The 24,034-nt window shown below is 39.4% G+C and carries 20 protein-coding genes, 2 pseudogenes and 1 riboswitch; of the genes and pseudogenes, 10 read left to right on the forward strand and 12 right to left on the reverse strand.

What is annotated here, in order from left to right; translation table 11 throughout:
* Nucleotides 1–295 precede the first annotated feature (295 nt).
* The 5 genes from ACJAZP_RS17390 to ACJAZP_RS17410 form a co-directional block, all read right to left on the reverse strand.
* Nucleotides 296–820 carry a TIGR00645 family protein gene (locus tag ACJAZP_RS17390; protein ID WP_415232012.1) on the reverse strand — a complete coding sequence of 175 codons (525 nt, stop codon included), beginning with the start codon at nt 818–820 and terminating at the stop codon, nt 296–298.
* A 500-nt stretch (nt 821–1,320) separates the two neighbouring features.
* Nucleotides 1,321–2,529, reverse strand: coding sequence for an AI-2E family transporter (locus ACJAZP_RS17395; RefSeq protein ID WP_415232013.1), 1,209 nt, complete (start codon nt 2,527–2,529; stop codon nt 1,321–1,323).
* On the reverse strand, nt 2,522–2,782 hold the full coding sequence (locus ACJAZP_RS17400; RefSeq protein WP_415232014.1) for a hypothetical protein: 261 nt from the start codon (nt 2,780–2,782) through the stop codon (nt 2,522–2,524). The genes ACJAZP_RS17395 and ACJAZP_RS17400 overlap by 8 nt, the downstream gene beginning before the upstream one ends.
* The gene (locus ACJAZP_RS17405) at nt 2,772–3,194 is read right to left on the reverse strand and encodes a phage holin family protein (protein ID WP_415232015.1); all 423 of its coding nucleotides are present in this window, start codon (nt 3,192–3,194) and stop codon (nt 2,772–2,774) included. The genes ACJAZP_RS17400 and ACJAZP_RS17405 overlap by 11 nt, the downstream gene beginning before the upstream one ends.
* The gene (locus ACJAZP_RS17410) at nt 3,191–3,481 is read right to left on the reverse strand and encodes a hypothetical protein (protein ID WP_415232016.1); all 291 of its coding nucleotides are present in this window, start codon (nt 3,479–3,481) and stop codon (nt 3,191–3,193) included. The genes ACJAZP_RS17405 and ACJAZP_RS17410 overlap by 4 nt, the downstream gene beginning before the upstream one ends.
* Before the next feature lie 604 nt (nt 3,482–4,085).
* Here ACJAZP_RS17410 and ACJAZP_RS17415 point away from each other — a divergent pair.
* A complete protein-coding gene (locus tag ACJAZP_RS17415; protein WP_415232017.1) occupies nt 4,086–4,535 on the forward strand; it encodes a MarR family winged helix-turn-helix transcriptional regulator in 450 nt (149 codons plus the stop codon).
* 84 nt (nt 4,536–4,619) lie between these two features.
* Nucleotides 4,620–5,807: a multidrug effflux MFS transporter gene (locus ACJAZP_RS17420; protein ID WP_415232018.1), complete on the forward strand. Its 1,188-nt coding sequence runs from the start codon at nt 4,620–4,622 to the stop codon at nt 5,805–5,807.
* Nucleotides 5,808–5,964: 157 nt separating this feature from the next.
* On the opposite strand, the gene ACJAZP_RS17425 is transcribed toward ACJAZP_RS17420, so the two are convergent.
* Both ACJAZP_RS17425 and ACJAZP_RS17430 read right to left on the reverse strand, forming a co-directional pair.
* Nucleotides 5,965–6,348 (reverse strand): hypothetical protein, encoded by a 384-nt coding sequence (locus ACJAZP_RS17425; RefSeq protein WP_415232019.1) that lies wholly within the window; start codon nt 6,346–6,348, stop codon nt 5,965–5,967.
* A 307-nt stretch (nt 6,349–6,655) separates the two neighbouring features.
* A complete protein-coding gene (locus tag ACJAZP_RS17430) occupies nt 6,656–8,119 on the reverse strand; it encodes a metallophosphoesterase family protein (protein ID WP_415232020.1) in 1,464 nt (487 codons plus the stop codon).
* A 1,053-nt stretch (nt 8,120–9,172) separates the two neighbouring features.
* Between ACJAZP_RS17430 and ACJAZP_RS17435 the strand changes: the two genes are divergently transcribed.
* Together ACJAZP_RS17435 and ACJAZP_RS17440 are read left to right on the forward strand one after the other, a co-directional pair.
* Entirely contained in the window at nt 9,173–9,670 is a 498-nt protein-coding gene (locus ACJAZP_RS17435) for a hypothetical protein (protein ID WP_415232021.1), read from the forward strand.
* A gap of 187 nt (nt 9,671–9,857) precedes the next feature.
* Complete coding sequence (locus ACJAZP_RS17440; protein WP_415232022.1) at nt 9,858–10,088, forward strand: SHOCT domain-containing protein; 231 nt, start codon at nt 9,858–9,860, stop codon at nt 10,086–10,088.
* Between the two features lie 550 nt (nt 10,089–10,638).
* Here ACJAZP_RS17440 and ACJAZP_RS17445 read toward each other — a convergent pair.
* From ACJAZP_RS17445 to ACJAZP_RS17460, 4 genes and pseudogenes are all read right to left on the reverse strand, one after another.
* Entirely contained in the window at nt 10,639–11,052 is a 414-nt protein-coding gene (locus tag ACJAZP_RS17445; RefSeq protein WP_415232023.1) for a hypothetical protein, read from the reverse strand.
* A 382-nt stretch (nt 11,053–11,434) separates the two neighbouring features.
* Nucleotides 11,435–13,120, reverse strand: a complete 1,686-nt coding sequence (gene ilvD, locus ACJAZP_RS17450) for a dihydroxy-acid dehydratase (RefSeq protein WP_415232024.1) — start codon at nt 13,118–13,120, stop codon at nt 11,435–11,437.
* 431 nt (nt 13,121–13,551) lie between these two features.
* On the reverse strand, nt 13,552–13,935 hold the full coding sequence (locus ACJAZP_RS17455; RefSeq protein WP_415232025.1) for a hypothetical protein: 384 nt from the start codon (nt 13,933–13,935) through the stop codon (nt 13,552–13,554).
* Nucleotides 13,936–14,268: 333 nt separating this feature from the next.
* Nucleotides 14,269–14,709 (reverse strand): annotated as a pseudogene (locus ACJAZP_RS17460) (SDR family NAD(P)-dependent oxidoreductase); the annotation flags it as partial.
* A 396-nt stretch (nt 14,710–15,105) separates the two neighbouring features.
* Here ACJAZP_RS17460 and ACJAZP_RS17465 point away from each other — a divergent pair.
* The 6 genes and pseudogenes from ACJAZP_RS17465 (at nt 15,106) to ACJAZP_RS17490 (ending at nt 21,656) form a co-directional block, all read left to right on the forward strand.
* Complete coding sequence (locus tag ACJAZP_RS17465; protein WP_415232026.1) at nt 15,106–15,747, forward strand: lipoate--protein ligase; 642 nt, start codon at nt 15,106–15,108, stop codon at nt 15,745–15,747.
* A 9-nt stretch (nt 15,748–15,756) separates the two neighbouring features.
* Nucleotides 15,757–16,122 (forward strand): lipoate protein ligase C-terminal domain-containing protein, encoded by a 366-nt coding sequence (locus ACJAZP_RS17470; protein ID WP_415232027.1) that lies wholly within the window; start codon nt 15,757–15,759, stop codon nt 16,120–16,122.
* A 515-nt stretch (nt 16,123–16,637) separates the two neighbouring features.
* Nucleotides 16,638–17,342 (forward strand): annotated as a pseudogene (locus ACJAZP_RS17475) (5'-nucleotidase, lipoprotein e(P4) family).
* 279 nt (nt 17,343–17,621) lie between these two features.
* A riboswitch (FMN riboswitch) is annotated at nt 17,622–17,803 on the forward strand.
* 318 nt (nt 17,804–18,121) lie between these two features.
* Nucleotides 18,122–19,045 (forward strand): DMT family transporter, encoded by a 924-nt coding sequence (locus ACJAZP_RS17480; protein WP_415232028.1) that lies wholly within the window; start codon nt 18,122–18,124, stop codon nt 19,043–19,045.
* 533 nt (nt 19,046–19,578) lie between these two features.
* Entirely contained in the window at nt 19,579–21,189 is a 1,611-nt protein-coding gene (locus ACJAZP_RS17485) for a PTS transporter subunit EIIC (protein ID WP_415232029.1), read from the forward strand.
* Nucleotides 21,189–21,656, forward strand: a complete 468-nt coding sequence (locus ACJAZP_RS17490; protein ID WP_415232030.1) for an RDD family protein — start codon at nt 21,189–21,191, stop codon at nt 21,654–21,656. Before ACJAZP_RS17485 ends, ACJAZP_RS17490 begins: the two co-directional genes overlap by 1 nt.
* Before the next feature lie 1,258 nt (nt 21,657–22,914).
* On the opposite strand, the gene ACJAZP_RS17495 is transcribed toward ACJAZP_RS17490, so the two are convergent.
* Entirely contained in the window at nt 22,915–23,124 is a 210-nt protein-coding gene (locus ACJAZP_RS17495) for a cold-shock protein (protein ID WP_415232031.1), read from the reverse strand.
* Nucleotides 23,125–24,034: the final 910 nt, after the last annotated feature.

The following is a 24,034-nucleotide window of genomic DNA, read 5'->3' on the forward strand; positions in this document are numbered from 1 at the left end:
CTCATAGGTCAGTTGTTTATATGTTTTCATTGTTGCATCTCTTGCCGGAGAAAAAGCGATTAGCATATATTCAGCTGACCGCTTTTTCTACCTATTCAAGTTATGCACTTATTATTTGAATCCAAGTAATGAAACAACAAGGGCGCAGTAAATTTATGCATTATTGGGATGTCTTCAGCCTAATCAATGACAGGTAGCTGTTTTCTTAATCGCTTGGCAACTCCGTTACGCTCAAGAAAACTGACTACCTGCAGGCTAATTGCCACTGCGTTGGTTTTGAATGGGGAAGTAGTGGTTAATGGTGCTTAGTATCGCCGGCTACTTTATCCATGTAAGCAAAGATCAGTCCTGAAACAACAAATGTTAAGTGGATAATAACTTTCCACATGACTAAATTTGATTGCTCGTTGGAAAGGGTGGTTGGAAGATTCATAAACGTTTTTAACAGATCAATTGCTGAGATTGCAACAATTGCACCTATGACTTTCAGTTTGAGTCCTGAAAAGTTAACTTTTCCCATCCATTCAGGACGGTCTTCATGGTCACCTAGGTCAATTTTTGAGATGAAAATTTCGTAGCCGCTAAAAATAATCATCAGTAGTAAACTACCCACCAGTGATAAATCAACCAATGCCAGAATACCAATCACCACGTCACTTTCCTGCATGGAGATGACATTACTTGCAATATGCCAAAATTCCTGAACAAATTTTACAAACAACAAGATAATGCTGAGCATCAAACCCACGTAAAAGGGTGCTAACAACCAACGACTTTTAAAAATGGTTGTTTCTAATGCGATTTCAATTTTTTTCGACATGTATTTCTCTGTTATAAGTAATTGATACAGTTAGCTAAATGACGCAGAATATTTTAAAGGTTTCATTCTCTATTTTCAGAAACTTACCTTACCTGCGAGCATTTTTGCTTTCGTTACTGCGGTTTTTTAACTATTATAGCGTGTTGAATTTTTGAGTGTTATTTTTCAACTGCATGATGGTAATGCATTATATTTTCGCCAAAAATCAGTATCATGGCAATAACAATTTTAACAGATAATTTATGCTTAAAACCATCCCAAAATAGCGGAAAATTATACAAGGTGGATTAATACTGTTGAGCTCAAAATACCAAGCCGTTGAAATATTTTCTCCAGCAAGGTGACTGATTGCAATATTACTTGCGGTCATTACTGTGACATGCTGGTGGCAATAACCACAAGGATTTAAGCATTTTATCTATCGGGTTGCAGTCGCTGTTTTTCAAGATAGTCAGGCTTCCGTAAACCTTCTCTTTATTTCCTCCATAACTGATACAAGCTCAGTCACTGGTCTCGATTAACGCTACCCAAGGGGCCATTTTCGTCAATTGCCCGGTGGCAAGCTTGATACATACAAAGAGCGGAACCGCCAACAGCACACCCATAGGTCCCCAAAGCCAGCCCCAGATAAGCAGCCATATGATTAATATCAACGGGTTAACTCGCATGTGACGGCCCAATACAGCCGGGGTTATAAATTGTGCTTCTAGCAGATTGATGCCAAAAAAGACGCCGGCTGGTATCAGAGCAACAAGCTCCATACCGTACTGCGAAATACCTGCAAGGCTGAGTATAGCAATAGCGATAATGGGACCAACGAAGGGGGCGAAGTTAAGTAAGGCAACCAGAGCCCCCCAGAGCAATGCATCGTTTACACCCATAAACCAAAATACGCCGGCAGTCACCATTCCCAGCCCCATGTTAATAATGGAAATGGTAATGATGTAACGCGATAATTCTTTCTGGACTTTGCCTACTAGGTCAACCGAGCGGCGTTTATCTGCGCCAGACGGGAAAATAAGCAGATAATTGTTATATAACCCAGGGCCAAAAATAAGTAGAAACAGCACCAGAATGATGAAGGTAATAAACTGGGCAATGACTACGGGTGCGCGCCCCAGAAGCGAGACAATTATTTCTATTCCTCCTTGCATCACCCGTGCCGATAGTGCACTCTTTCCGGGCGTGATTGGTTCCTGTATGACTTGTTCCTGCGCGGCTTCCGGCTCTGCATCGCTGCTGAAAAAGCCAAATAAACCGGAACTTTTTTCTTTAGGTGGCAATGATTTTACCTTCACCGAAGCGACTTCAGGGCTCATCGCCAGGCTAATATCATCCAGTTCTTCAGTCAAATGAGCCGAGAGTTGGGGAAGTTCTGACAGCCATTTTTGCGAAGGCCCAGCCAGCTCGATGGCCAATATAGTAACGGGGCCACCAATCATTGTGAGTAGTAAAATAGCCGAGACTGCTCTGGGAATATAAAAACGCTTAAATAATGTTACCAAGGGACTGAGTAATAACGAAAAAAATAGCGCCACTACGATAGGAATTAGCAACGATTTAGCGAAGTACAGGGTATATAGCAGTGCCAGTGCGAGTAAGCAGTAACCGGCCACCGTTAAAGCAGAGCGCCGGGGGGTACTATCCGGAGTCAAGTAGGTCTTTAATGGTTTTTTTATGGTAACGGGCTCCAAATCAGTATCAATCATTTTTCATACCCATCAAGCGACTTATCAGAAAAGAATAAAAACGGGGACCAACAGTAGCGGCAGTATAAACCTTGTACCAACCCATGGTACTCGCGACTGCCCCGGCAACCAGACCTGTACCTATCAATAAATAAGGATGCATTTTTTGTAGTGCAGTGATCGATTGCTCGCTAGTGCGGTGAAATTTTTCCTGACGTAAGGTCAAGCGCTGATTGACCGTTTGAATTTGATGGTGCAAGGATTTACGAGTCATGGTTCTTCCCCGCGGTAAATTGCTGAATATGCTCTCGGGTCAGCGGCAAACTCAGGCTTTTTTTATAATGCCCCCAGCCCCAAAAAATAGCCAGTAATGCTAATATCTGACAAACAAAAAAAGCGAGTAAACCACAAGTCGTTGAGCTATTGATCTGATAAACCAACCAGGCCAGCAACACAGTAAAACTAATCCAGGACAGTATCAGTATTGGCACAAACAACAGTGCCAACACCAACAGGCGTTTGCTATCGGAAATCGCAAGTCGCAATTCAAGTTGTACTAATTGAAAAATATCAGTGCTTATAGTCGCTGCCTGCTGCAGCCAGCTGGCCCACAGTTGCAGATCTTCTAACTGCTCGGATTTTTCAGCTTTATCACCTGCGCTTGCTGATTCAGAGTTCTCGATCATTTACGAGAAAACAATTGTGATAGGACATAACCGCTAATAAAGGCAATACTCAAGGTCGCCAGTGGCTTTTCGCGGACGAAAACTGAGGCCTGCTCACCAAGTTCTTCGGTTTTGGCCCTACCTTTCTGTAATTGTTCGGTTGCCTCTTCTTTCATGTCGACACCAGCCGCTTCTGCAGCCAATCTAAAATGTTCTTTAGCCTCTATTAATTTATCGTAGGCACTTGAGACAGCTTCCTTACTGGCAGCCAATTCCTCTTCTTTCGTTTTACCTTTAACGGTTGACATATTTAATCTCCTTCGTTGTAGTAATGGCATTTTGTAACCTTTGTACCAAAGCTGAGTATAGGGAGAATAAAACCCCAGTCAAGGTTGATTTGAGCAGGTTATTTCATCTCATCGTGTGTCTCATTCAGCAAAGCTATGTCGAAGTTTAGGCTTCTCATTTGTAAATAGTAAAATTTTATAAAGACAGCTTAAAACGCGGCTAAATTTTCTAAATAGCTTCAGTATTAGAATCAATACTGCTGATTCAATATGATTACTCAGTTTTTGAGTTGGTGACACTCACACTGCGGTAGCTTTAGGCTGTGTAGAATGACAAGCTTTAACCATGATTAAGGTCGTCTTTGTTGTTACCTTGTTGCTGCCACCTTGGTTATTTGTCGCTGAAAAGGAATCTTGAGTTCTATCTCACTTTAGGGATGTTTTTAATTTAGCTTTCTGTTATTTAATATCAATTTGAACAGATGATCTTTCAGCGTATTACCCAATCCATTTTTGTAATTATTACAGCTCAGTTACGATAGCTCACTTTCTTTAACCTCAATTATTGACACATTAATAAATCATAGTTAGCATGCTAACTACACTTTAATTTTAATGTTGATATATGACTGACTTTGATAATAAATATATTGTAGATGAATCTTTTCCGATGATGATGTCCACCTGTGTAAAATATATGAGAGAGACGCTAAATGCTCGATTCACAAAAAGTGGTTGTAACATTACTTCAGAACAGTGGATGCTTCTTATCTATTTGGCCGAGCAGGATGGTATAACTCAACAGACTCTTGCAGGTTTTTGTGCGATAAGCAAAGTATCTGTACTTAATTTGATTAAAAAACTGGAAATAAATAACTTGATAGTTCGCCATCCTGATCCAGTCGATGCTCGATCAAATCGCGTCTATTTGACCAATAAAGGACGTAAAATAAAAAATTCGCTTATCCCTCTGGCAAAAGCAAATATTAAACAGATGACCGAGGGTATTTCTAATGACGATATTGAGTTATTAAAGCGTACCGTAAAAAAAATCACTATTAATCTAGAACGTTAATTTTTTAAATTCATAGTTAGTGTGCTAACGATTAAATCGGAAAAAGGGCTGTTCCTTCTTTTACCTGTAATAGTGAAAAATAAAATGGTAAATGCTAAAAAAAGAAAATTAATATTACTGATAACACTCCTGTCGGTCTTCCCTCCTTTGTCTACTGATATGTATCTTCCGGCAATACCACTGCTTAAAGATATGTGGCAAGAGCCTCTTGCTACAATTAACCTGACGCTTGTCGCTTTTTTTATTGGTTATTGTGTGAGTCTTTTAATTTATGGACCTCTTTCTGACAGGTTTGGCCGCCGGCCGCTGCTGTTGATCGGAATTGGCATTTACATTATTGCAAGTCTGTTATGTGGATTTGCTGATGATGTATCAAGCCTGATTGTTTTGCGTGCTCTTCAAGGGGCTGGTGCCGCAGCGGGTTCTGCTCTTGCTCTGGCTATTACTAAAGATTTATTTGAAGGTGACGAACGGCAAAAAATACTAGCAACTGTAGCTGTGATAATGCCGTTGGCACCTATGTTAGCGCCAGTTATTGGTGGTTGGATCATGACTTATTTTTCTTGGGTATGGATCTTTGTTGCTCAGGCTATGCTTGGCAGCATCGCTTGGATTGGTGTGTTTCGTATGCAGGAGTCGTTAAAAACCGTATCCAATTCTAAAATTCGTCAGGTTGGTATGATTTACCTGCAATTGTTTAGAAATAAGAAATATATCAGGCTGGTATTATTGTTTTCTTTTTCAGCTCTCGTACATTATTCATTTATCGGCAGTGCCGCAGATATTTATATTACTCGGTTTGGTTTATCGGAGCAGATGTTCGGCTATTTTTTTGCTTTGAATGCGTTATCTATCATGTCTGGCGCATTTACCTGTGGACGTCTGAAAAAATATTTTGATACTAAAACGATGTTAACTTTTTCGTTTTCCGGGATATTGATAAGTAGTTTAATAATGTTAACAGAAGTTTTTCCAGGGGTTTGGGGACTGGCTGCACCTATGATGATCGCTTCTTTCTGTTTTGGTCTTAGTCGCCCCTCGAGCAACCACCTCATTCTCGAGCAGGTTAATACTCATGTCGGTTCAGCATCTTCATTAATGGTTTTTTTCAATTTTATGATCGGAGCATTCTCTATGTGGATGATTGCCTTTAATTGGAGTGATAAAATTATAACGATTGGAACGGTAGGGGTTATCAGTGCCGGAGCTATATTGGTAATCTGGCTGACTATTAACCATACGTTCTTTGGTAAAGAAGCGTTATTAGATTAGTTATGGTGACTCAGTTAGATGTATATCTGAGTGGGTTAGTTACAATAATCTACTTTGATGCAGTAAAAAACACTAAAATAGGTATAAATTATCAGTTTCATAGAAAACTGCCGTTTTACCTATTTTAATGTGTAATAAATCTACCAATAGATACTTTCTAATTGATTTTAGATTCACTTTTAGACGCTTCTAAATGCGCTTTAAATAATTCAATTACCTCGTTCCCACGCTCTGCGCTGTCTCTTGAATACTTGTGATCAAGAGACCGCGCTCGGTGTGGTAATGCAAATGCTGTATAGGTTGTTTTTAAGGCTTCGCTTTTTTTAAAAAGATTTAGCCCGCATGGTAATGTTGATAGCGCCCTGATTATTTGTAGGCCTCCATTGGTGATTGCTTGGTTCAACTTTCTTTGTTGGAGTTCCGCCCTGACGGTGTATAGACGATGAGAAACCGAAACGCAGTTTTGCAGTTTGAAGGAGTTATGCTTCTCAACAGCAAGAAAAATAAAGAGAGTTTTGTTCGTGCCATTACGCTGACGCATAACTCACAGTACCGTTCCGAACGTTTTTTATCTTGTTTGCTCAATAACTTTTTAACGCACCGGCTCAACTCTCATCATCCATGTGCTAAGCCAAGCCGAATGAAATCTAGGCCTAGTCTGCTCATAAACCTGAACTGGCGTTTAATTCGCTCCATGATTTCCTTCGCTAAAGTCATTTTTCAGCCAAGAAAAACGTAAACGGAAAGCAAGACACTAGCCGAATCGGTTTTATTTATTTATCAAAATATTTGTTCCGTTTTTTTCGATTTTTTACTCTAAAAATTTATAACTAAAGACCTGATTGCGATCATGGCTTAGGCTGGGACTCTGTGCTCTGAATACTGTAGTGATGCAACACCTGCTCGTTATTATCGGTATGACCGTCACGAGGGAGATCCGCACGCACATATTCAACCCGGATAGCCTTAGCTGAAACGTGGATCCGTATGTGTCCGGAGCCACCAAGAATAGTACCACTAAGATAACCATCAGCCTTCGCATCACGAGGCGCAGCAAAACCAAGATGCGCAGGCTGTGGTACTTCTTGGTAAACAATGCCATCAAGTTCTTGGGTTGCAAAGAGATGATCATGACCATGAAAAACGGCATTCACGCCGTATTTGACCAGCATCGGGTGGATAGGCAGTTTCCAACCGGATCGGTGTGAGCTAAATCCCTCGCTGCCATCGGCATTCTTACCTCCCCATTCGCCAAATGATGCCGCCGATACGCCGCCTCGGCCTTGGCTATCCTGTCCGCCAATCAGTTGATGCACAAAGACCATTTTATATTTTGCCTGACTGTTAGCCAGCGTTTCTTGTAGCCAGTGATATTGACGCTCTCCGAGGGACAGTTGCCAACGCCCCGCGTTTTTACTCGAAGCCGCTTCCCAGTAGGGATCAAGCACAACAAACAAGGCATCACCCCATGTCCAAGCATAATAATCCTCTAGCAAACCAAGATCAGGCTTTGGTTGATTATTTCCCGAATAAAAGTTATCTGGCTGCGGGTTGGGAAAGTAACGCGTGCGCATACCACCAGCCCACATGGCGAGATTGTCAGAGTCTCCTTTCCGCTGCTTAGCCTCTTCACCATCGTGATTGCCAATCACCAGAAACAGGGGGGAGCGTAGTTGGCTAAAGTAAAAACGCTGTGCCAGATACTGTTGAGTGGCGTTTTCCCGACTGGCATGCTTGCCAGTCATAAAGGTATCACCGAGATCGATATGGAAATCGGGGTGATCAGCAGCAACATTCGCTAAGGTGCGCCGATAGAGTGTAGTATCGGCATTGTTATCTAGATGCGAGTCTGCCGTGATAGTAAAGGTAAACGTACTCCCCGGCGGACGCTGGGTATGAAAAGCGCCAACAGCCAGCAATTGTTTGCCGTCTGTGTCTCTTAATTCATAATAATATTGCGTATTTGCAGTGAGTGAGCTCAACTGTAATTCGCTCGGGATCCCTTTATTAAGGAGCGCAGTATCTATACGCTGGTTAAGCGTATCTGCCTGTAAACCATACAACAATACAGCCGGTGCATCGCGATCATAACGCAACAGGCTGAAGATCACTGAGTTTGCGCTTGGCTGTCCAAGGATAAGATCGACAGCCTGATAAGGCACAGCAGCCGGCGCCGGTTGCATTGGCCCTCTGCGCTGCTTAGATTTCTTTATGTCGTCCTGAGCATCGGCTGCAAACACGAACAATGTCCAGAAAGCCAATAATACTCCAGTTAAAATGATTATGTTGAGTCGTCGTAAATGTGATTGCATCTGTTTCACCTTTTTTATTAATATCCTAACTTTCTGAGCGGCTTGCTTTATTTAGCGATGACGGCAAACAGATAATCTGTATTATCGATTTGCAGATCGCTGGACGGGGCAGAATACAAAAAGGAACCTTGAACATCATCAGCGGGGGTTATGGGGTCACCCATTAGTAAGTTCCGGTCAAGCAAGTGTGTCAAATTTCTTGGTACTTTTTACCAAGTATTAAAATATATATGAACCGCTAATTTGTTGCTTATTAATACACACTTAAAAATCACAATGTTGATATCAATACGCACCAGTCACCCATCTGCCTTTTTAAGATTCGCAATCGCGAATTCAGCTTTTGTGAAATAGTAAACGAGCATGATTATCCAGAATGCCTAACAGTGTATGAGTCTACATTCTCACTAATACACATTTAAAATTTCATTTTTTGATAATAATTATATAATAACAAACTTATAAAACAGTTAGATAGATCCAAGGCATGATTGTAAATTGATATTTCATGGGCCATGAGAGTATTTTATTTTGAAAGGGGTCATGATTATCAGGTATTAATGGCAGCGCATTAAGCTTTTCTACCCTTGGCTCCTGTATTTTTTCTCTGCTTCGATGGATGGCCATTTTTTAAAACATCAGCTCGGGCCTGATGTCTTGCTAACATCAATAAGCTATAAGCTGAAGCTCTCCGTTTTCTTGCTCGAGGTTCGACTCTACCTTGTCTTTTCCCTACTTGATGACCAGCAATTAAAAACAAAAAATCGTCAATGATAGCCATGGCATTTTTAAATTTTTAAATTTTGAAATGACACTATTTCAAATTCTCCTCGCTCGCATAAAAGCCTCGCTATCTTTTAACTAGTGCCAACAGACCTAAGTTCATATCATTGTTTTTTTAAGTTAATACGTTGTTTAAATCGTGAAATTACTGAGACAGGTTTTTCCGTCTATATCACAAAATGGATTGATGTGGTCTGGAGACTGCAGAATAAGCAGTGGTGTATTTTTATACTATCCTTGTGTTGTGTATCAAAAATGAGGTGAACTAATATGAAAAAGGCGATCTTGACAACCGTGTTATTCATCGCGGTGTTTTCTGGAATACCCGTTCTGGTTCAGTCAGCTGAATCCGCAGATAAAAGCGAACAAGTGGAACAGATTGCACCTAACGTGCAGGACTTTGACAAGCAGATGGCACAGTCGCAGGAATATATGAATAATATGCAGGAGCAGATGGATAATATTCGTCAAACCCAAGACCCCTTGGAGCGACAAAAGTTACTTCAGGAACACTGGGCAACAATGCAGAACAATATGCAGTTGATGCACAACATGTGGAGCCTAGATGGCGGAATAGGCTGCTGTATGCAAGGTTCTAAAATGGGGCCTCGTATGATGAGGGGGTGGCGACATATGGAAGACCATTACTCCAAGCTCACACCGGAGCAATTGAAACAGCGGCAGTACATGATGGATCAATACGTGCCCATGCAGCAGATGATGATGCAACAAATGATGCAACACCAACAATACATGTGGGAGAAGTGAAAACGCGATACTTTATTTTACTGATTTTTAATGTAACATATTGATTTTAATTGAGTACACAGGTGTTGTACTGATTAATTTAGATAAGATAGTATCAAAGAGTAGCACCTGACGGTGATTCTGCTGCGCTCCATTGTCGCCGTTGAGTTTTGCCGTTAGATGGCATAAGTAAACAAGGAGAAGGGACATGATGCACTGGTATCCAGATATGATGGGATGGGGAGGAGGTATTGGAATGATTGTTTTTTGGATTATCATAATCATAATTATTGTTGTATTAGTGAAATCTATGACTACTCAATCATCTGGTCGAATAGAAACAAAAGAAACCCCAATAGAGATAATCAAACGACGTTATGCTAACGGCGAAATAGACAAAGAAGAATACGAAAAAAAGAGAAAAGATTTAGAAGCATGAACAATGGAAAAGCGGGCCATCCAACCTTTTTATTCTTTTAAAGCATTGGCCGATAAAATTGATGTTAGAGGATAAAAAGTATCGGCTTGGTGCCTTAAGTACCTCTCATAGTGCAAATTTCAGCTATGCCATGCTTGATTTTCCCCGAAAAAAAGCATTATCGTGAGTAGTGGTTTTTAGTTCTGTAGGGCGCTGTGGGTGCGTTTGCGAGTTAGTTTCTATGGCGGTATATCCAAATGAGTATTAGAGTATGCAACTTACAAATACATGCGAATATAACAAAGGATATCAATGTTTGAGAGCAGTTTTCCAAGAAATCCTTTCACTGTATTTCCGATGCTTGATTGGATCGTGATGTTAGTTAAATTGTTATTAATCTGTTAGTTGTTAGTTCGATTTTTTTTCAGAGACACTATGTGGAGTAAGTATCTATTGCTGTCCGAGCTGGTATTAACAAAAGATAATGTAAATTTAACTTTCTACTCTGTGGTGAAATGATTGAGGCTTGCTGTGTTTAATGGGTGTTAACTGTAGCACTTTGTGTTACTTATCAGTCATCACAGTTGTCACGTTTCGTTAATGCGGCAACAGTTGAATCATAAAAATTCACTTTGGAATTTTCAGGTAACCTAGACAATGATTCCTTTACAATTGTCCACGCAGATTCAAAAACAACTCTGTCAGACCGCTTATGTCTCGGGGCACAAACTTCAGAACCACTATTCTCTATACTGGCATAAACTGCTGTAAAATATCCTTCACACCAATTAATATTGTATTTAAAATCACAAAGTGTTGCATACTTCGTTGCACTAAATAGCATATTTCTGTTTACAGGCTCTCTATTAATTATGGCAAGCTCGTCCTCTAAATGCCTTATAGTCTCTTCTCTTTCTCTTCCAGCATCATTATCACAAGCAGCTAGAAAAGTGGTTAATGCTAAAACGACAAATAATAATTTCATCTAAATTCGACTTAAAACTAAACAAACTTTAACTTATCACAAATAAGTATTTTAAATGAATTAAAAATTTTTTTACCTGTTCCCATTTGGTGACTGTTAAACTTATCCATTTATTCAGTATGCTATGTGCAAAATACCTAGTAGCCAGCGGGTCTTTCTTTTTGTCTTTTTAATAATTAGCGCCTGTTCTAAGTTCATACATCGACTGAGAAATTTTGCTCTATTAACCTGTTGAACTACTTCATTTCCACTCGCTTTCTACGAATACCGTGCGTAACGGATCTTCGCTCTTTGGGATACCTCAGTCATCCCATCTATTTAAGATACTGAGGCTTCCCGCGTTGTCGAGATGGAAAAATTAATAACCAATATTACTTAGAGGCTACAGTTCGTCTATTTCATCGGTAACACAGCCTAGAGATGCAGATTTTACCGTGGCGATATACTTTCTTAACACACCATTTGTCGCTCGGTAAGCAGGCTTTATCCAAGCAGCTTTACGTTTAGCGATTTCAGCCTGATCGACTTGCAGTTCCAATTGGTTAGTAACAGCATCAATTCGAATCATGTCACCATTTTCAACCAAAGCAATCAATCCACCTTCTGAAGCCTCTGGCGTCACGTGTCCAACCACAAAACCGTGAGAGCCACCGGAGAATCTGCCATCTGTAATTAATGCCACGTCTTTTCCAAGACCCGCTCCCATTACCGCTGACGTTGGTTTTAGCATTTCTGGCATGCCGGGAGCCCCTTTGGGTCCTGAATAACGGATAACGATAACTTCACCTTTTTGCACTTCGTCTCCGATACCTTTTATGGCTGAAAATTCATCTTCATAAACTCTTGCCGGACCTTCGAATACTTCGCCTTCTTTACCTGTAATCTTTGCAACTGAGCCTTCAAGTGCCAAGTTTCCATAAAGAATCTGTAAGTGGCCGGTTTCTTTCAAGGGGTTAGATAAAGGTCTGATAATGTCCTGAACTTCAGGAAGGCCGGGTAAATCAGCTAAGTTTTCGGCAATGGTGTTACCTGTCACGGTCAAACAATCCCCATGTAATAAACCTTCAGCTAATAAGTATTTCATTACGGCAGGGATCCCTCCGATTGCATGCAAGTCTTGCATTAGGAATTCCCCGGAAGGTTTTAAGTTTGCCAATAATGGTGTTTTATCTGCCATCTTTTGGAAATCATTTAAACTCAGGTCAACACCACAGGCTCGCGCCATTGCAATCATATGCAAAGTTGCATTGGTAGATCCCCCTAAAATCATAATAATTCTTAAGGCATTCTCGAATGCTTTTTTGGTCATAATATCTTTTGGTTTGATGTCTTTTTCCAACAGGTTTTTAACGGCTTCACCCACTGTGGTTAATTCTCTTTTTTTCTCATCGCTAACCGCCGGGTTAGATGAAGAGTAAGGCAAACTCATTCCTAAAGCTTCAATAGCTGAAGACATCGTATTTGCCGTATACATGCCACCGCAAGCACCCGGACCGGGGATGGCATTTTGAATCACCCCTTTATAATCTTCATGGGAGATAACACCCTGTAATTTTTTTCCATAAGCTTCGAAAGCAGAAACGATATTCAAGTCTTCGCCTTTCCATTTTCCAGCTTTTACAGAGCCGCCATAAACCAATATTCCCGGACGATTTAAACGCGCCAATGCGATCATTGCGCCGGGCATGTTTTTATCACACCCTACGATGGCAACAATCGCATCATAAAATTGCGCACTCACAACCGTTTCAATAGAATCAGCAATGATCTCACGTGACACTAAAGAGTACTTCATTCCGGTAGTCCCGTTTGAAATACCATCACTCACTCCGATTGTGTGAAAGATTAATCCCACCAAATCAGCCGCGGTAACACTTTTTTTCACGTCTTTAGCAAATTCGTTTAAGTGCATATTGCATGGATTTCCTTCCCATCCTGTCGAAACAATACCAACTTGCGCTTTTTTCATATCCTCTTCTTTTAAACCAATGGCATAAAGCATGGCCTGTGAAGCCGGTTGTGATTCGTCTAAAGTCACTGTTTTTGAATACTTATTTATTTCTGACATCTTTATTTTCTCCAAAATATTAATTGCATAAATCCTCTTAGGACAGGTCGTAAAAGAGGTGTTTTGAAACTAACCCAGGGAAACTTTTTCCCTGTTAAATTTTGCTGTTTAAACTGCTTCACCAAGGTCAGTATGATCATTCATCTTTAATTAGATCTGCGCTTGTTAATGCCGATTCGACAAATAAATCAGCCCATGCTTATGATCAATTTCAGTGTGTCTAACGGGCTTGTACGCTACTATGGAGCAGTTGGCGCTGTGTGGTTAGAAAGAAAATATCACCTAAACTGATGCACTGTGTCATATTTGTGAGTGCTTAATTCGAGTATGATATTTCCTTTAATATAATGATTTAAAAGAATATAAAGTATTAATGTCCGGTCTTTCTTACGTACTGTCTTTTCTGCAAAATTAAGAACGTCATCAGTATTTTATTGTGCTGATTCCTGCACACTTTGCTTCAAAGCGATGGGAGAACAATTTTTAATCGTCACTTTCCCCTGTAACAAGTTGCCCTTAGAATATTCGTTAAAATGGCAGGTATTGGTTTCTGGATTATAGTTTTCGATCCACAAATTATCGTCTTTCCAGGTGGCGGTAATATGTTTGTGACCATTCGGTACAGTAATTGACATCACGCCCCCATAATTTTTTACAAAAAGTTGCTGAAAATGAAAATAGTAAGCCATCAAACCAATAAAAAATACAATGGAACATGCAATCATGGCTGATTTCCATTTCTTGTTCTTACCGAATAGAAAGCCCAATCCAGCCATTATCACGATAACAACAGCCCAGTAAAAATAAGTAATCATCCTCAACTCCTAGTGTAGGTTTAAATTTGTCTGCTAGTTTAAGATACGTTAACACGTTTGAAAATACCAGTGGGCTTATAAAAGGGTGTTTTCTTTAGGCGCAGCGAAAAATATATCACCAGATTTGGTTATTTGTTGGGTTGGGAGTCATTATTATTTAGGGGGAAGCTGAAGCAAAGCGCGGCTGTAATTTTGTAAAAGAGTTGAGTAATAGGCGTTAATGGCAGTCTTTCGCTCTCTCATAGCGATGAAAAAAGAGGTAAATATCATAAAATATGAGGTAAGTATATTTTAGATATTGCATAAAAGGATGTTTATTCTATCTATATCGGCCTAGATACCTAAAGCTTGACCCCCGCCAATTTGAATCGTTTCAGCTGTGATAAATGCAGCGTCTTTACTTACTAAGAAGGAGATCACGCCCGCGACGTCTTCAGGTCGACCTATACGACCAAGCATAATACTGTCTTTCCAAGAAGCAAAGACTTCAGGCTTGCTTTCTTTGATTTGCGCATGGAATGGCGTATCAATAGTACCAGGTGATACTGCATTAACACGGATACCAGGCGCTAGCTCTTTAGCAAGTGCACGAGTTAATGTATGAACGGCTGCTTTTGATGTGCCGTAAATTCCAGCTCCAGGACCCCCTGCATTCCACGCCGCATTCGAAGTATAGTTGATGATTGAACCACCTTCCGTTTTCTTTAAAAATGGGATTGCAGCACGAGAAACAAAAAATGCGCTATCAAGATTTAGTGCCATAACAAAACGGAAAAATTTACTTTTGTCACAATGCCCTGGCGTATTAACTTTATTTTACATATTAAAATAAAGTCAGGGGCTCTGTTCCATTTGGGGGTTGGCCTCAGATAATTGCTTCATTAAGCCAATAGCGATTTTTATTAGACTCTTCATTTTCCATGAGAATAAACCATGCAATATAATTATTCATATAAGCGTTTCCTACTCCAAAAAAAACGTTTTATCATTTCTACCTTATTCCGCATCCAGACAACGCGCTGAATCTGAAACGGCATCTTCAGGTAGTTTGCCAGTCTTAATAAACAAGCTTAACTTGAGCGAATATAATGGTCTCTTAAAATTTCTTGGATAAAGGGAGCAAATCATTTGCTATATTAGCGCATCTGCAATTATTTTAGGTATTCGCTCATGTCAAAAACACGCATCTTATTTTCTACATCAAATGATCCTTGGTTTAATCTCGCAGTGGAAGAATGCATTTTCCGTTCGATGTCGGCTGATCATCGTGTGCTTTTTTTATGGCGTAATGCTAATACGGTTGTTATTGGCCGAGGACAAAATCCATGGAAAGAGTGTAATACTGCAAAAATGCAGCAAGATGGTATTAAATTAGCGCGTCGTCAGAGTGGTGGTGGGGCAGTTTTCCATGATTTAGGCAATACTAACTTTACCTTTATGGCAGGTAAACCGGAATACAATAAAGCAGTCTCTACACAGATTGTTTTGGATGCGTTGCAGACATTGGGTATTAACGGAGAGCGAAATGGGCGCAATGATTTGGTGATCAAAGATGCTGACGGGATCCGTAAATTTTCAGGCTCGGCTTACCGAGAAACCTCTGATCGGGGTTTTCATCATGGCACACTGCTGCTTAATGCTGATTTGAGCCAATTGGCCCATTATCTTAATCCTGATCCTAAAAAACTGCAGGCGAAGGGTATTAGCTCTGTGCGTTCTCGGGTTGCTAATCTAAACACCATTAATCCTGACATTGAGCATGAGATAGTATGTAAAGCGATCGTTCAATCCTTCTGTGGATATTTTTCTTAAACCGCCGAAGTGGAGCATATTTCGCCGGATCAATTGCCTGATCTACCTGATTTTCCTGATAAATTTGCGCTACAAAAAAGTTGGGAGTGGAATTATGGTAAAACGCCGCAATTTACCTATTCGCTTGCTGAGCGTTTTGAGTGGGGCGGTGTAGAGTTGCATTTTAATGTAGAAAACGCACATATCAGTGATATTAAAATTTTTACCGATAGCTTAGATCCGGCTCCATTGGAGCGTTTATCTGAGCAATTACAAGGGGTCCCCTATCAACCAAAGGATGTTCAGACGTGTATTGAGCAGGTGATAATTGAGTTTCCTGCTAATACCAAGGAGCTAATAGGTGTTCAGCAGTGGCTTATTCAAGCCATTGTTTAACGATCGACATTGATACCGGATAATGGCAATTAAATCACAGTGACTGAAGCTGTAATCCACCGCTTCAGTTTTATTTTTAAGCTGTCAAACTGCCGAGCGGGCCATCTTTAAAGTTGTCATTAATAAGCGCATAGATAGCCTGCAAATAAACTCGAAAAATATTTCTTTACGTAAGATCTAAGCGATCAATAAACAAAAAATAATTACAAATTTACCGAAAAAATCATAATAAAAACAATAATTAAGCTATATTTTCGTGTTTTAAAGTGGATTCACTATCTAATGGCACCTAAATAAATCGTTATATACCGAAGCTTTATTAAAAATAAACTATACCGGAGAAAAAATGAAAAATATTTCCAAGAGTCTTTTCGGATTTGCAATGATCATTGCTTTAACTTCGGCATCTTTTGCTGTTGAAAGTAAATTCACGACTAAAGAACTAAAGAATTAAAGAATTAAAGAATTAAAGAATTAAAGAATTAAATAATGAATCAGTATTAGCGCTTTCATGGCTGCAAAATTCAGCAGAGTTTACCGCTCTTTCTTATCAAGCATTCAACATTGCTAAATTAAGATGGGATATGGATAAAAAGGATGGTGAAAAAGCGATTGTCGTAGATGTAGATGAAACCATTATTGATAACAGTCCTTTCAATGCAGGTTTAATCGGTAAAGACTACGGTTACAGCAATGACACATGGAAAGCTTGGGGCGAAGATGAAAGTGCAACCGCTATACCTGGCGCAGTTGACTTTTTAAATTACGTTGTTGAAACCGAAGGTGATGTTTTCTATGTAACAAATAGAAAATCGATACCGGCAAAAAACATCGATCTAAAAGAAGCCACAATGGAAAATTTAAAAGCGCTGGGCTTTCCCCAAATTGACGATAAACACATGATGCTTAGAACTGACTCCTCACAAAAATAGATGCGTCGAGATAGTGTTACTCAAATGGGCTATAGAATAGTTTTACTGATGGGCGATAACCTAGCTGATTTTGATACTGCTTTTAATGCCGATAAAATGCCAATCAGAAATCAAGCGGTTGAAGACAATAGAGCTAACTTTGGAGATAAATTTATCGTCATTCCAAATCCAGTTTATGGTGCTTGGGAAGCGGCTGTTTACGGTGGTGGGGCATGGTATAAAAAATCTGCACAAGAAAAATCAGAGATCAGAAAAGACACGCTAACAAAATTTGAGTTCACAAAATAACACCATAATGGGCAGGTCTTTCGTTTTGCATTATTTCACTATTTATACTGGAATTTTTGTATTTAAAAGACCTGATTCCATAGCCCCTTAGTATCGAATTATAACTATCATACTCTCCTAATGACCCTTCATTTCTAACCCGCACATTCTTAACAATGCCAATCTACTCATATGCCTAGAAGAAATAAAGTGTGATCTTTGTCATTTTGCTTGTTTTTAAAAAAAACATTATTAAAATGGTCACTAGTTTAATAATACTTTTTAAAAGTGATTAAACTAACTCGACTTCAGGGCGGGGTGTAATTCCCCACCGGTGGTATTTTTACAGAATGTAATGTTTTAGTAAAAGAGCCCACGAGCGCCTGGTTTTATTCATTTAACTTTTTGAATAAAACCAGGGTCAGCAGATTTGGTGAGACGCCAAAGCCGACGGTGATAGTCCGGATGGAAGAAGATCGATAGCAAATAGATTTAAAAAGATATTAAAGAGTCATCAGACTATAGGAATCATTATTTCTGATGTTCGTATTAATAATAGTCATAATATCGCTGATTATTTAGCTAACTTTAGTGAGTTATTTAAAGTAGTGGACGACTGAATACCCGTCTTTAATAAAGCAATAAAGGACCTCGTAAGCACTCAATAAGCAATGCGGGAATTTTTGTGCTGTAAAATTTGAGTCTATTTGTTTATTTTTTAGTGATTAGCTTTTCTGATCCTATTGAATTATGTTCTTTCCAAGCTCTGTCCTTCTATCCTTTTTTGTTTAGGAAATGTAATGACAGGTATCATCTTTATTTTTTTCGCGTGCCTACTTTGGGCCGCAGATACATTAATCCGCTACCCCTTACTTTTTAGCGGCTCCAGTGCACAACAAATAGTGTTATTTGAACACTTAATATTAGTTGCTGTACTCATTGGTATTTTTGTATTTAAGCGTCGTAAACCTAACTTTTTAAGTCGTCAGACGTTATTGCCATTTATTGTTATTGGCGTCTTTGGCTCTGCGCTTGGAACACTTGCCTTTACCGAAGCTTTCTATCTTGCTAATCCAACCGTTGTTATTTTATTGCAGAAGCTGCAGCCTATAGTCGCAGTGACTTTAGCTTGTGTCCTATTGAAAGAGCAAATAAATCCACGCTTCTTTTTGTGGCTAGGGCTTGCCTTGTTAGGTAGCCTGCTACTTATCTGGCCAGACTTACAAAGTCTCTCCTCTAGCTTTCAAGAGGGCAATATTGAGCATAACAATAATGCATTACTGGGTTATGGACTTGCTTTATTTGCAGTGGTTAGTTGGGGTTGTGCAACAGTATTTGGTAAAAAGCTCAGCACTAAAGGTTTAGACAGTGTGGATTTAATGGCTGGCCGTTTTAGTTTTGGTTTGTTAGGTATGTTGCCTTTTGCCTTTATGACGCCAACATTAATAACCACTATAGAGATAAGTATTTTACAAAAGATCGCAATACTCGCTTTGCTCTCCGGAGTAATAGGTATGTATTTTTACTACCAAGGTTTAAAGCGGATTCCTGCACATTGGGCGACCTTAGCTGAAATGTTTTTCCCTGTTGCGGCTATTTTTATTAATTGGTTATATTTAAGTGTGGCTATGACAGAAATGCAATTAATTGGCGCTGCGACTTTGGTGATTGCAAGTACTATGGTGCAACATAAGCCTAAAAACGCCTTAGTCAAAGCAGCTTAGTCTGTTTAAAGGTTAGTTATGATCTTTAAATTTTCATCATGAGGAGTAGGTCTTTCGTTTTACATTATTCCACTATTTATAGTGGAATTTTTGTATTTAAAAGACCGGTATCCATAGCCCTCTAATGCAGTCAGAAACTCGCAATGAGGCTACCATCAAATCATATGAATCGGAGGGTTCACACAATGGAAGGGATTGGCGACTATTTTAAAATACATTATTGATCAGTAAGTTGTATTTTAGCTACTTGTCAAATAAGGTAATGCAAAATGAAAGACTATGAGAATTTCCTGTGAAGTGTACTCTGAAGATGAAATAAGATCAGAATCACAAAAATAAAGTCTAACTTGAAGATAAAATGAGATCCTAATCGCAAAAACCAAGCCTGCACGAAGATAAAGTGAGACTTTGGTCTCGAAAATTAACTTTGTCCGGTATATACTCCTTGCCTTTTCATACATTCAATATCTAGCCACATCCCATAGAAGCGGTTAGGTTTCGACATTCTATTACTTAATGAGGACCGCAATAAAATGAATAGTTTTTTTAGCAAGCTATCTCAGGCACTGATGTTGCCGATAGCTTTATTACCAGCAGCCGGAATAATGCTTGGTATTGGTGGTAGTTTCACCAATGAAACAATGATAAATGCGTACCAAATTGAAATGCTGCAAAGTGGTACTTGGTTAAATAGCTTTCTGCAGATTATGACTGCTGCTGGTGGTATCGTTTTTGCCAACCTACCCGTTATGTTTGCTTTAGCTATTGCAGTTGGCTTTGCAAAAGCTGAAAAAGGAGCTGCAGCGATTGCTGCATTAATCTCATTTCTAGTGATGAACGTTGCGATTGCTAAAACACTGGTTGTGGGCGGGTTAGTTAAAGGTGGTGCCGTTGTTCTTTTTGGTGCGGCATACAATGGCCTATTAACCAGTACGCTTGGTATTGATGGTACGTTAAGTATGGGGGTATTTGGTGGTATCATCGCGGGTGCTTTCACTGCTGTTCTGCATAATAAATATCATGATGTGACATTGCCAGACTACTTAGGTTTCTTTGGTGGAGCACGTTTTGTTCCTATCGTGAGTGCATTCTCTGCACTATTCTACGGTATTGCGTTAACTTTTATCTGGCCATTTATCGGTGCGCTATTCGGCTGGGTTGGCGGTGCATTAGGTGACCTGACAACATCTGGTTACGGCTACATTGCTTCTTTCATTTTCGGTATTATCGAACGTTCATTGATCCCTATCGGTCTTCACCACGTTTTCTATCTGCCACTATGGCAGACTGATATTGGTGGCACTGCCAATATTGCAGGCGAACTGGTTAAGGGAACACAGAATATTTTCTTTGCATCACTTGCTAATGGTGACTTTTCTCAATTCACTTCTACAAACTTTATGACAGGTAAATTTCCATTCATGATGTTTGGTTTACCAGCAGCTGCTTACGCAATGTATACACTAGCTGATGATAAAAACAAACGTGCAGCCGGTGGTCTACTATTTTCCATCGCATTAACTGCATTTTTAACCGGTATCACCGAACCTATCGAATTTACCTTCTTGTTCTTAGCACCTGCGCTTTACTACGGAATTCACGTACCTCTAGCGGGTATTAGTTTTCTACTAATGGATGCTCTGAACGTTAAAGTGGGCATGACCTTCAGTGGCGGCTTTATCGACTTCAGCTTGTTTGGTATTCTTCCTGGTGTAACGGGTGCCAATAATAACTGGTTCTATATTCCAATTGTTGGTGTCGTGTATGCGTTTATTTACTTTTTTGCTTTCCGTTGGTTTATCCTTAAATTTGATGTTAAAACGCCTGGTCGCAAAGGCAGTGCAGTTGCGGTTATCTCTAAAAAAGATTTTCATGCAGCAAAAGCGAGTGGCGGTGACACTGCAATGGCAGATGCTATGATTGAAGCGCTAGGCGGCAAAGAAAACGTGGTCGATGTTGACGCATGTATCACACGTCTGCGTATCACAGTGAAAGATGGTTCTCTGGTTAAAGATAATGACTATTGGATAACTCAACTAGGTGCAAAAGCCTTGGTTAAAGTTGGCGGTACTGGTATTCAGGCAATTTACGGTGCACAAGCTGCGGGTTATAAAACTCAAATTAACTCACGTTTAGGAAAATAATGAACATTGGGTTCAAATATCGACGGATAGGTTCATTCATGATCGATTTAGCAATCGTCAGAATGTTTGCTCAAGTCGGCATTGATATTTATTTGGGTGTTGTCGCTTATTTTAGTAAAGGGGCTGGGTTGTCCCTTTCTCCTGAAAGTTGGATGGCATTGCCAATATTACTGCTATTGTCTGTAGTCGCGTTATTGGTGTTTATTGGTATATATGTTGGTTATCATTGGCTCTGCTATAAGCTATTGGGGAATTCATTATCAAGGTATTTTCTCCATTTGAAAGTGGTTTCTACCGATAGCAGGGTGATGACTAATCGTCGTTATCTGAAAAGAGAACTTGAAAAAATCGTTTTGTGTATTGCTACTGTTGGAGTCTATATGTTTTACAGTGGCGCGCAGTTCATTGCTTTTGGGTATCTTCCTTATCATGATAAACGTAATAAAACTAAAGTTGTTGGATCCTAATCAGCACGATTAATATACTGCAAATAAATAAAGCCCTCTATTTTTGTAATACCGTTCACTTAGGTGATCGGTATTGCTTTTTAACTAAATACCGATTTTCAATTATCAAATATATCTTAGATTAAGATAATAAGAGCATAACTTGAATAGATAGAAAAGCCGTTCACCTGAATAGTTGTCAATCGATTTTTCTCCTGCTAGAGATACAATAATAAAGACATCTAAACAACTCAATGTTGACCAATCAACCCTCTGTAGATAGCTTTATCTTAATACAGACAAGCGAGAGGCTATCGTATTCATTAAACCACGTCATCCGTATCAGTTTAGTATGAGATCGGATAAATTCTAAACTAAGAATCCATCAAGTGGCGGTTCGGGAACAGGTTCTTAAATGGATTAGAATCATTTATAGATACTGGAAAAATGGTAAGCCACACAATGAAACTCGGTATTTGGATGCACTAAAGAGTAAGAGGTACCACTCGTGAGAAGTTGATTTTTTTGACTGATGACTCTGGGTATGAGGTGAAGATGGCAGCGGTCACGTCAAATTGGCTACGTATTTATAGGTTTCTAAATTGCTTTGATGACAAAGGCGAGTTGTAAGTATCTATAAATTTACTATAACACCGGTATGAAGGCTACTTACTCAAATGGTTGTTTTTTTGTCAGCTTTTTACATCTACCAAATTGCTTATTTTCTAACGTAAGAGACTATTGTACCACGCTCGTTTTTCCCGAAACCAAGCACTAAATAGCTCTTGCTAAAATTATCCCAATAGTGTGCAAAAACTAAATTACCTAATTACCTAATTTAGCCATTTAGTATTGGGAAACCTACCAAATGGGAAAAATTTTTTTTGTTATTAAGCATATCCGAACGATGCATTACCACCAATACACCAATGTGCATCTTGCGGAAGACCAAGTATATCCACCTTGTGTTGATCAATAAATTGGAGCATATACCTAGTCCTGGAACATGCGGTAGATTTGCCGGAGCTGCGGCCACCCTCGTCTAAAAATTTAAAAGTTTCCCAGACGTATCCATGTTCATAAATATGTTCTGCAAATGCTTCAACCAATGTCTCTTTAGAGCTGTATTTGGGTATTTCTGAATTAATACTATTATCTCCTTTTATTGATTTTACGTTTACTCCATTTCAGCTTAACAAAAAAAATGGCAAACCCGCAAAGGTTTACCATTTTTTAATATTAAATTCGCTCTTTGACAAAGCTAAAATATCGCAGCAAATTAAAGCGCTACGATAGTGTCTGCTTGCGGGCCTTTTTGACCTTGGCTTACGGTGAATTCTACTTTTTGGCCTTCAGCTAAAGTTTTAAAACCTTCGCTTGCAATAGCACTATAGTGAACGAAGACATCTGGGCCAGATACTTGCTCAATAAAACCAAAACCTTTAGCTTCGTTGAACCATTTAACAGTTCCTTGTTCTTTATTAGACATAATAATAACCTGTAATTTTAATGTGAGATTGCCCTTAAGGGCTTAGATAGCGTAAAAAAAGACTAGAACTTAAAAACTACAAAGCGAGGTGTTATCAATAAAACAACGTAGGAGAATGTAAAAAAGGCTTTCTTTGTTGCTGAGCTTTATTTTATATAATCTAAAATAAAAGTCAATGATCGCCCGGTTGATAGGCTGATTTGGATTGAAAAACACACGCTAAAGCAATTGAATGATGGAATAAGTTGCCTCTCAAAAAATGACCTTCGATTTTTTAATTTTATTACTCGTTATGGACGATTACGCCTTAGAGAGTTTCTACTGATGCCCCTCAAAATATGGCTAAATTGATTGTTAATTCTAACAGCTGACAATTATCCCCCGTAGAGCTGATACCATCTGTGGAATTGTGTCAGTGCGGGGGGTGGTGCTTAGTTGATTTGATCATGTCAGTTTTCCTGCTTTGTATGAATTCAATAATGGCGGTTGCGACTTGTGCAGGGACTTCTCGTTGTTGTGGAGAATGTCCGGCTTTTTCTATCAATTGCAGCCTTGAGAGCGGAATGTTGGAGGCGAAATATTCAGAGGAATCGATGTTAACGATCTGATCGGCTGTGCCCCATAATACCAGTCGGTGTAGGCGATTCGATTTTTTGGATAAGACCTTTTAAGTTGAAATACGCACCAGTGGTAATGTTGTCGACCGATAAGCAATACGAGGATTTTTGTGCTGTAAAAATTTGAGTCTATTTGTTTTATTCTTTGGTGATTAGCTTTTTCTGATCCTACTGAATTATGTTCTTTCCAAGCTCTGTCCTTCTATCCTTTTTTGTTTAGGAAATGTAATGACAGGTATCATCTTTATTTTTTTCGCGTGCCTACTTTGGGCCGCAGATACATTAATCCGCTA

Origin of the sequence: Psychromonas sp. (assembly GCF_047632955.1) — a bacterium.
Classification (GTDB): Bacteria; Pseudomonadota; Gammaproteobacteria; order Enterobacterales; family Psychromonadaceae; genus Psychromonas.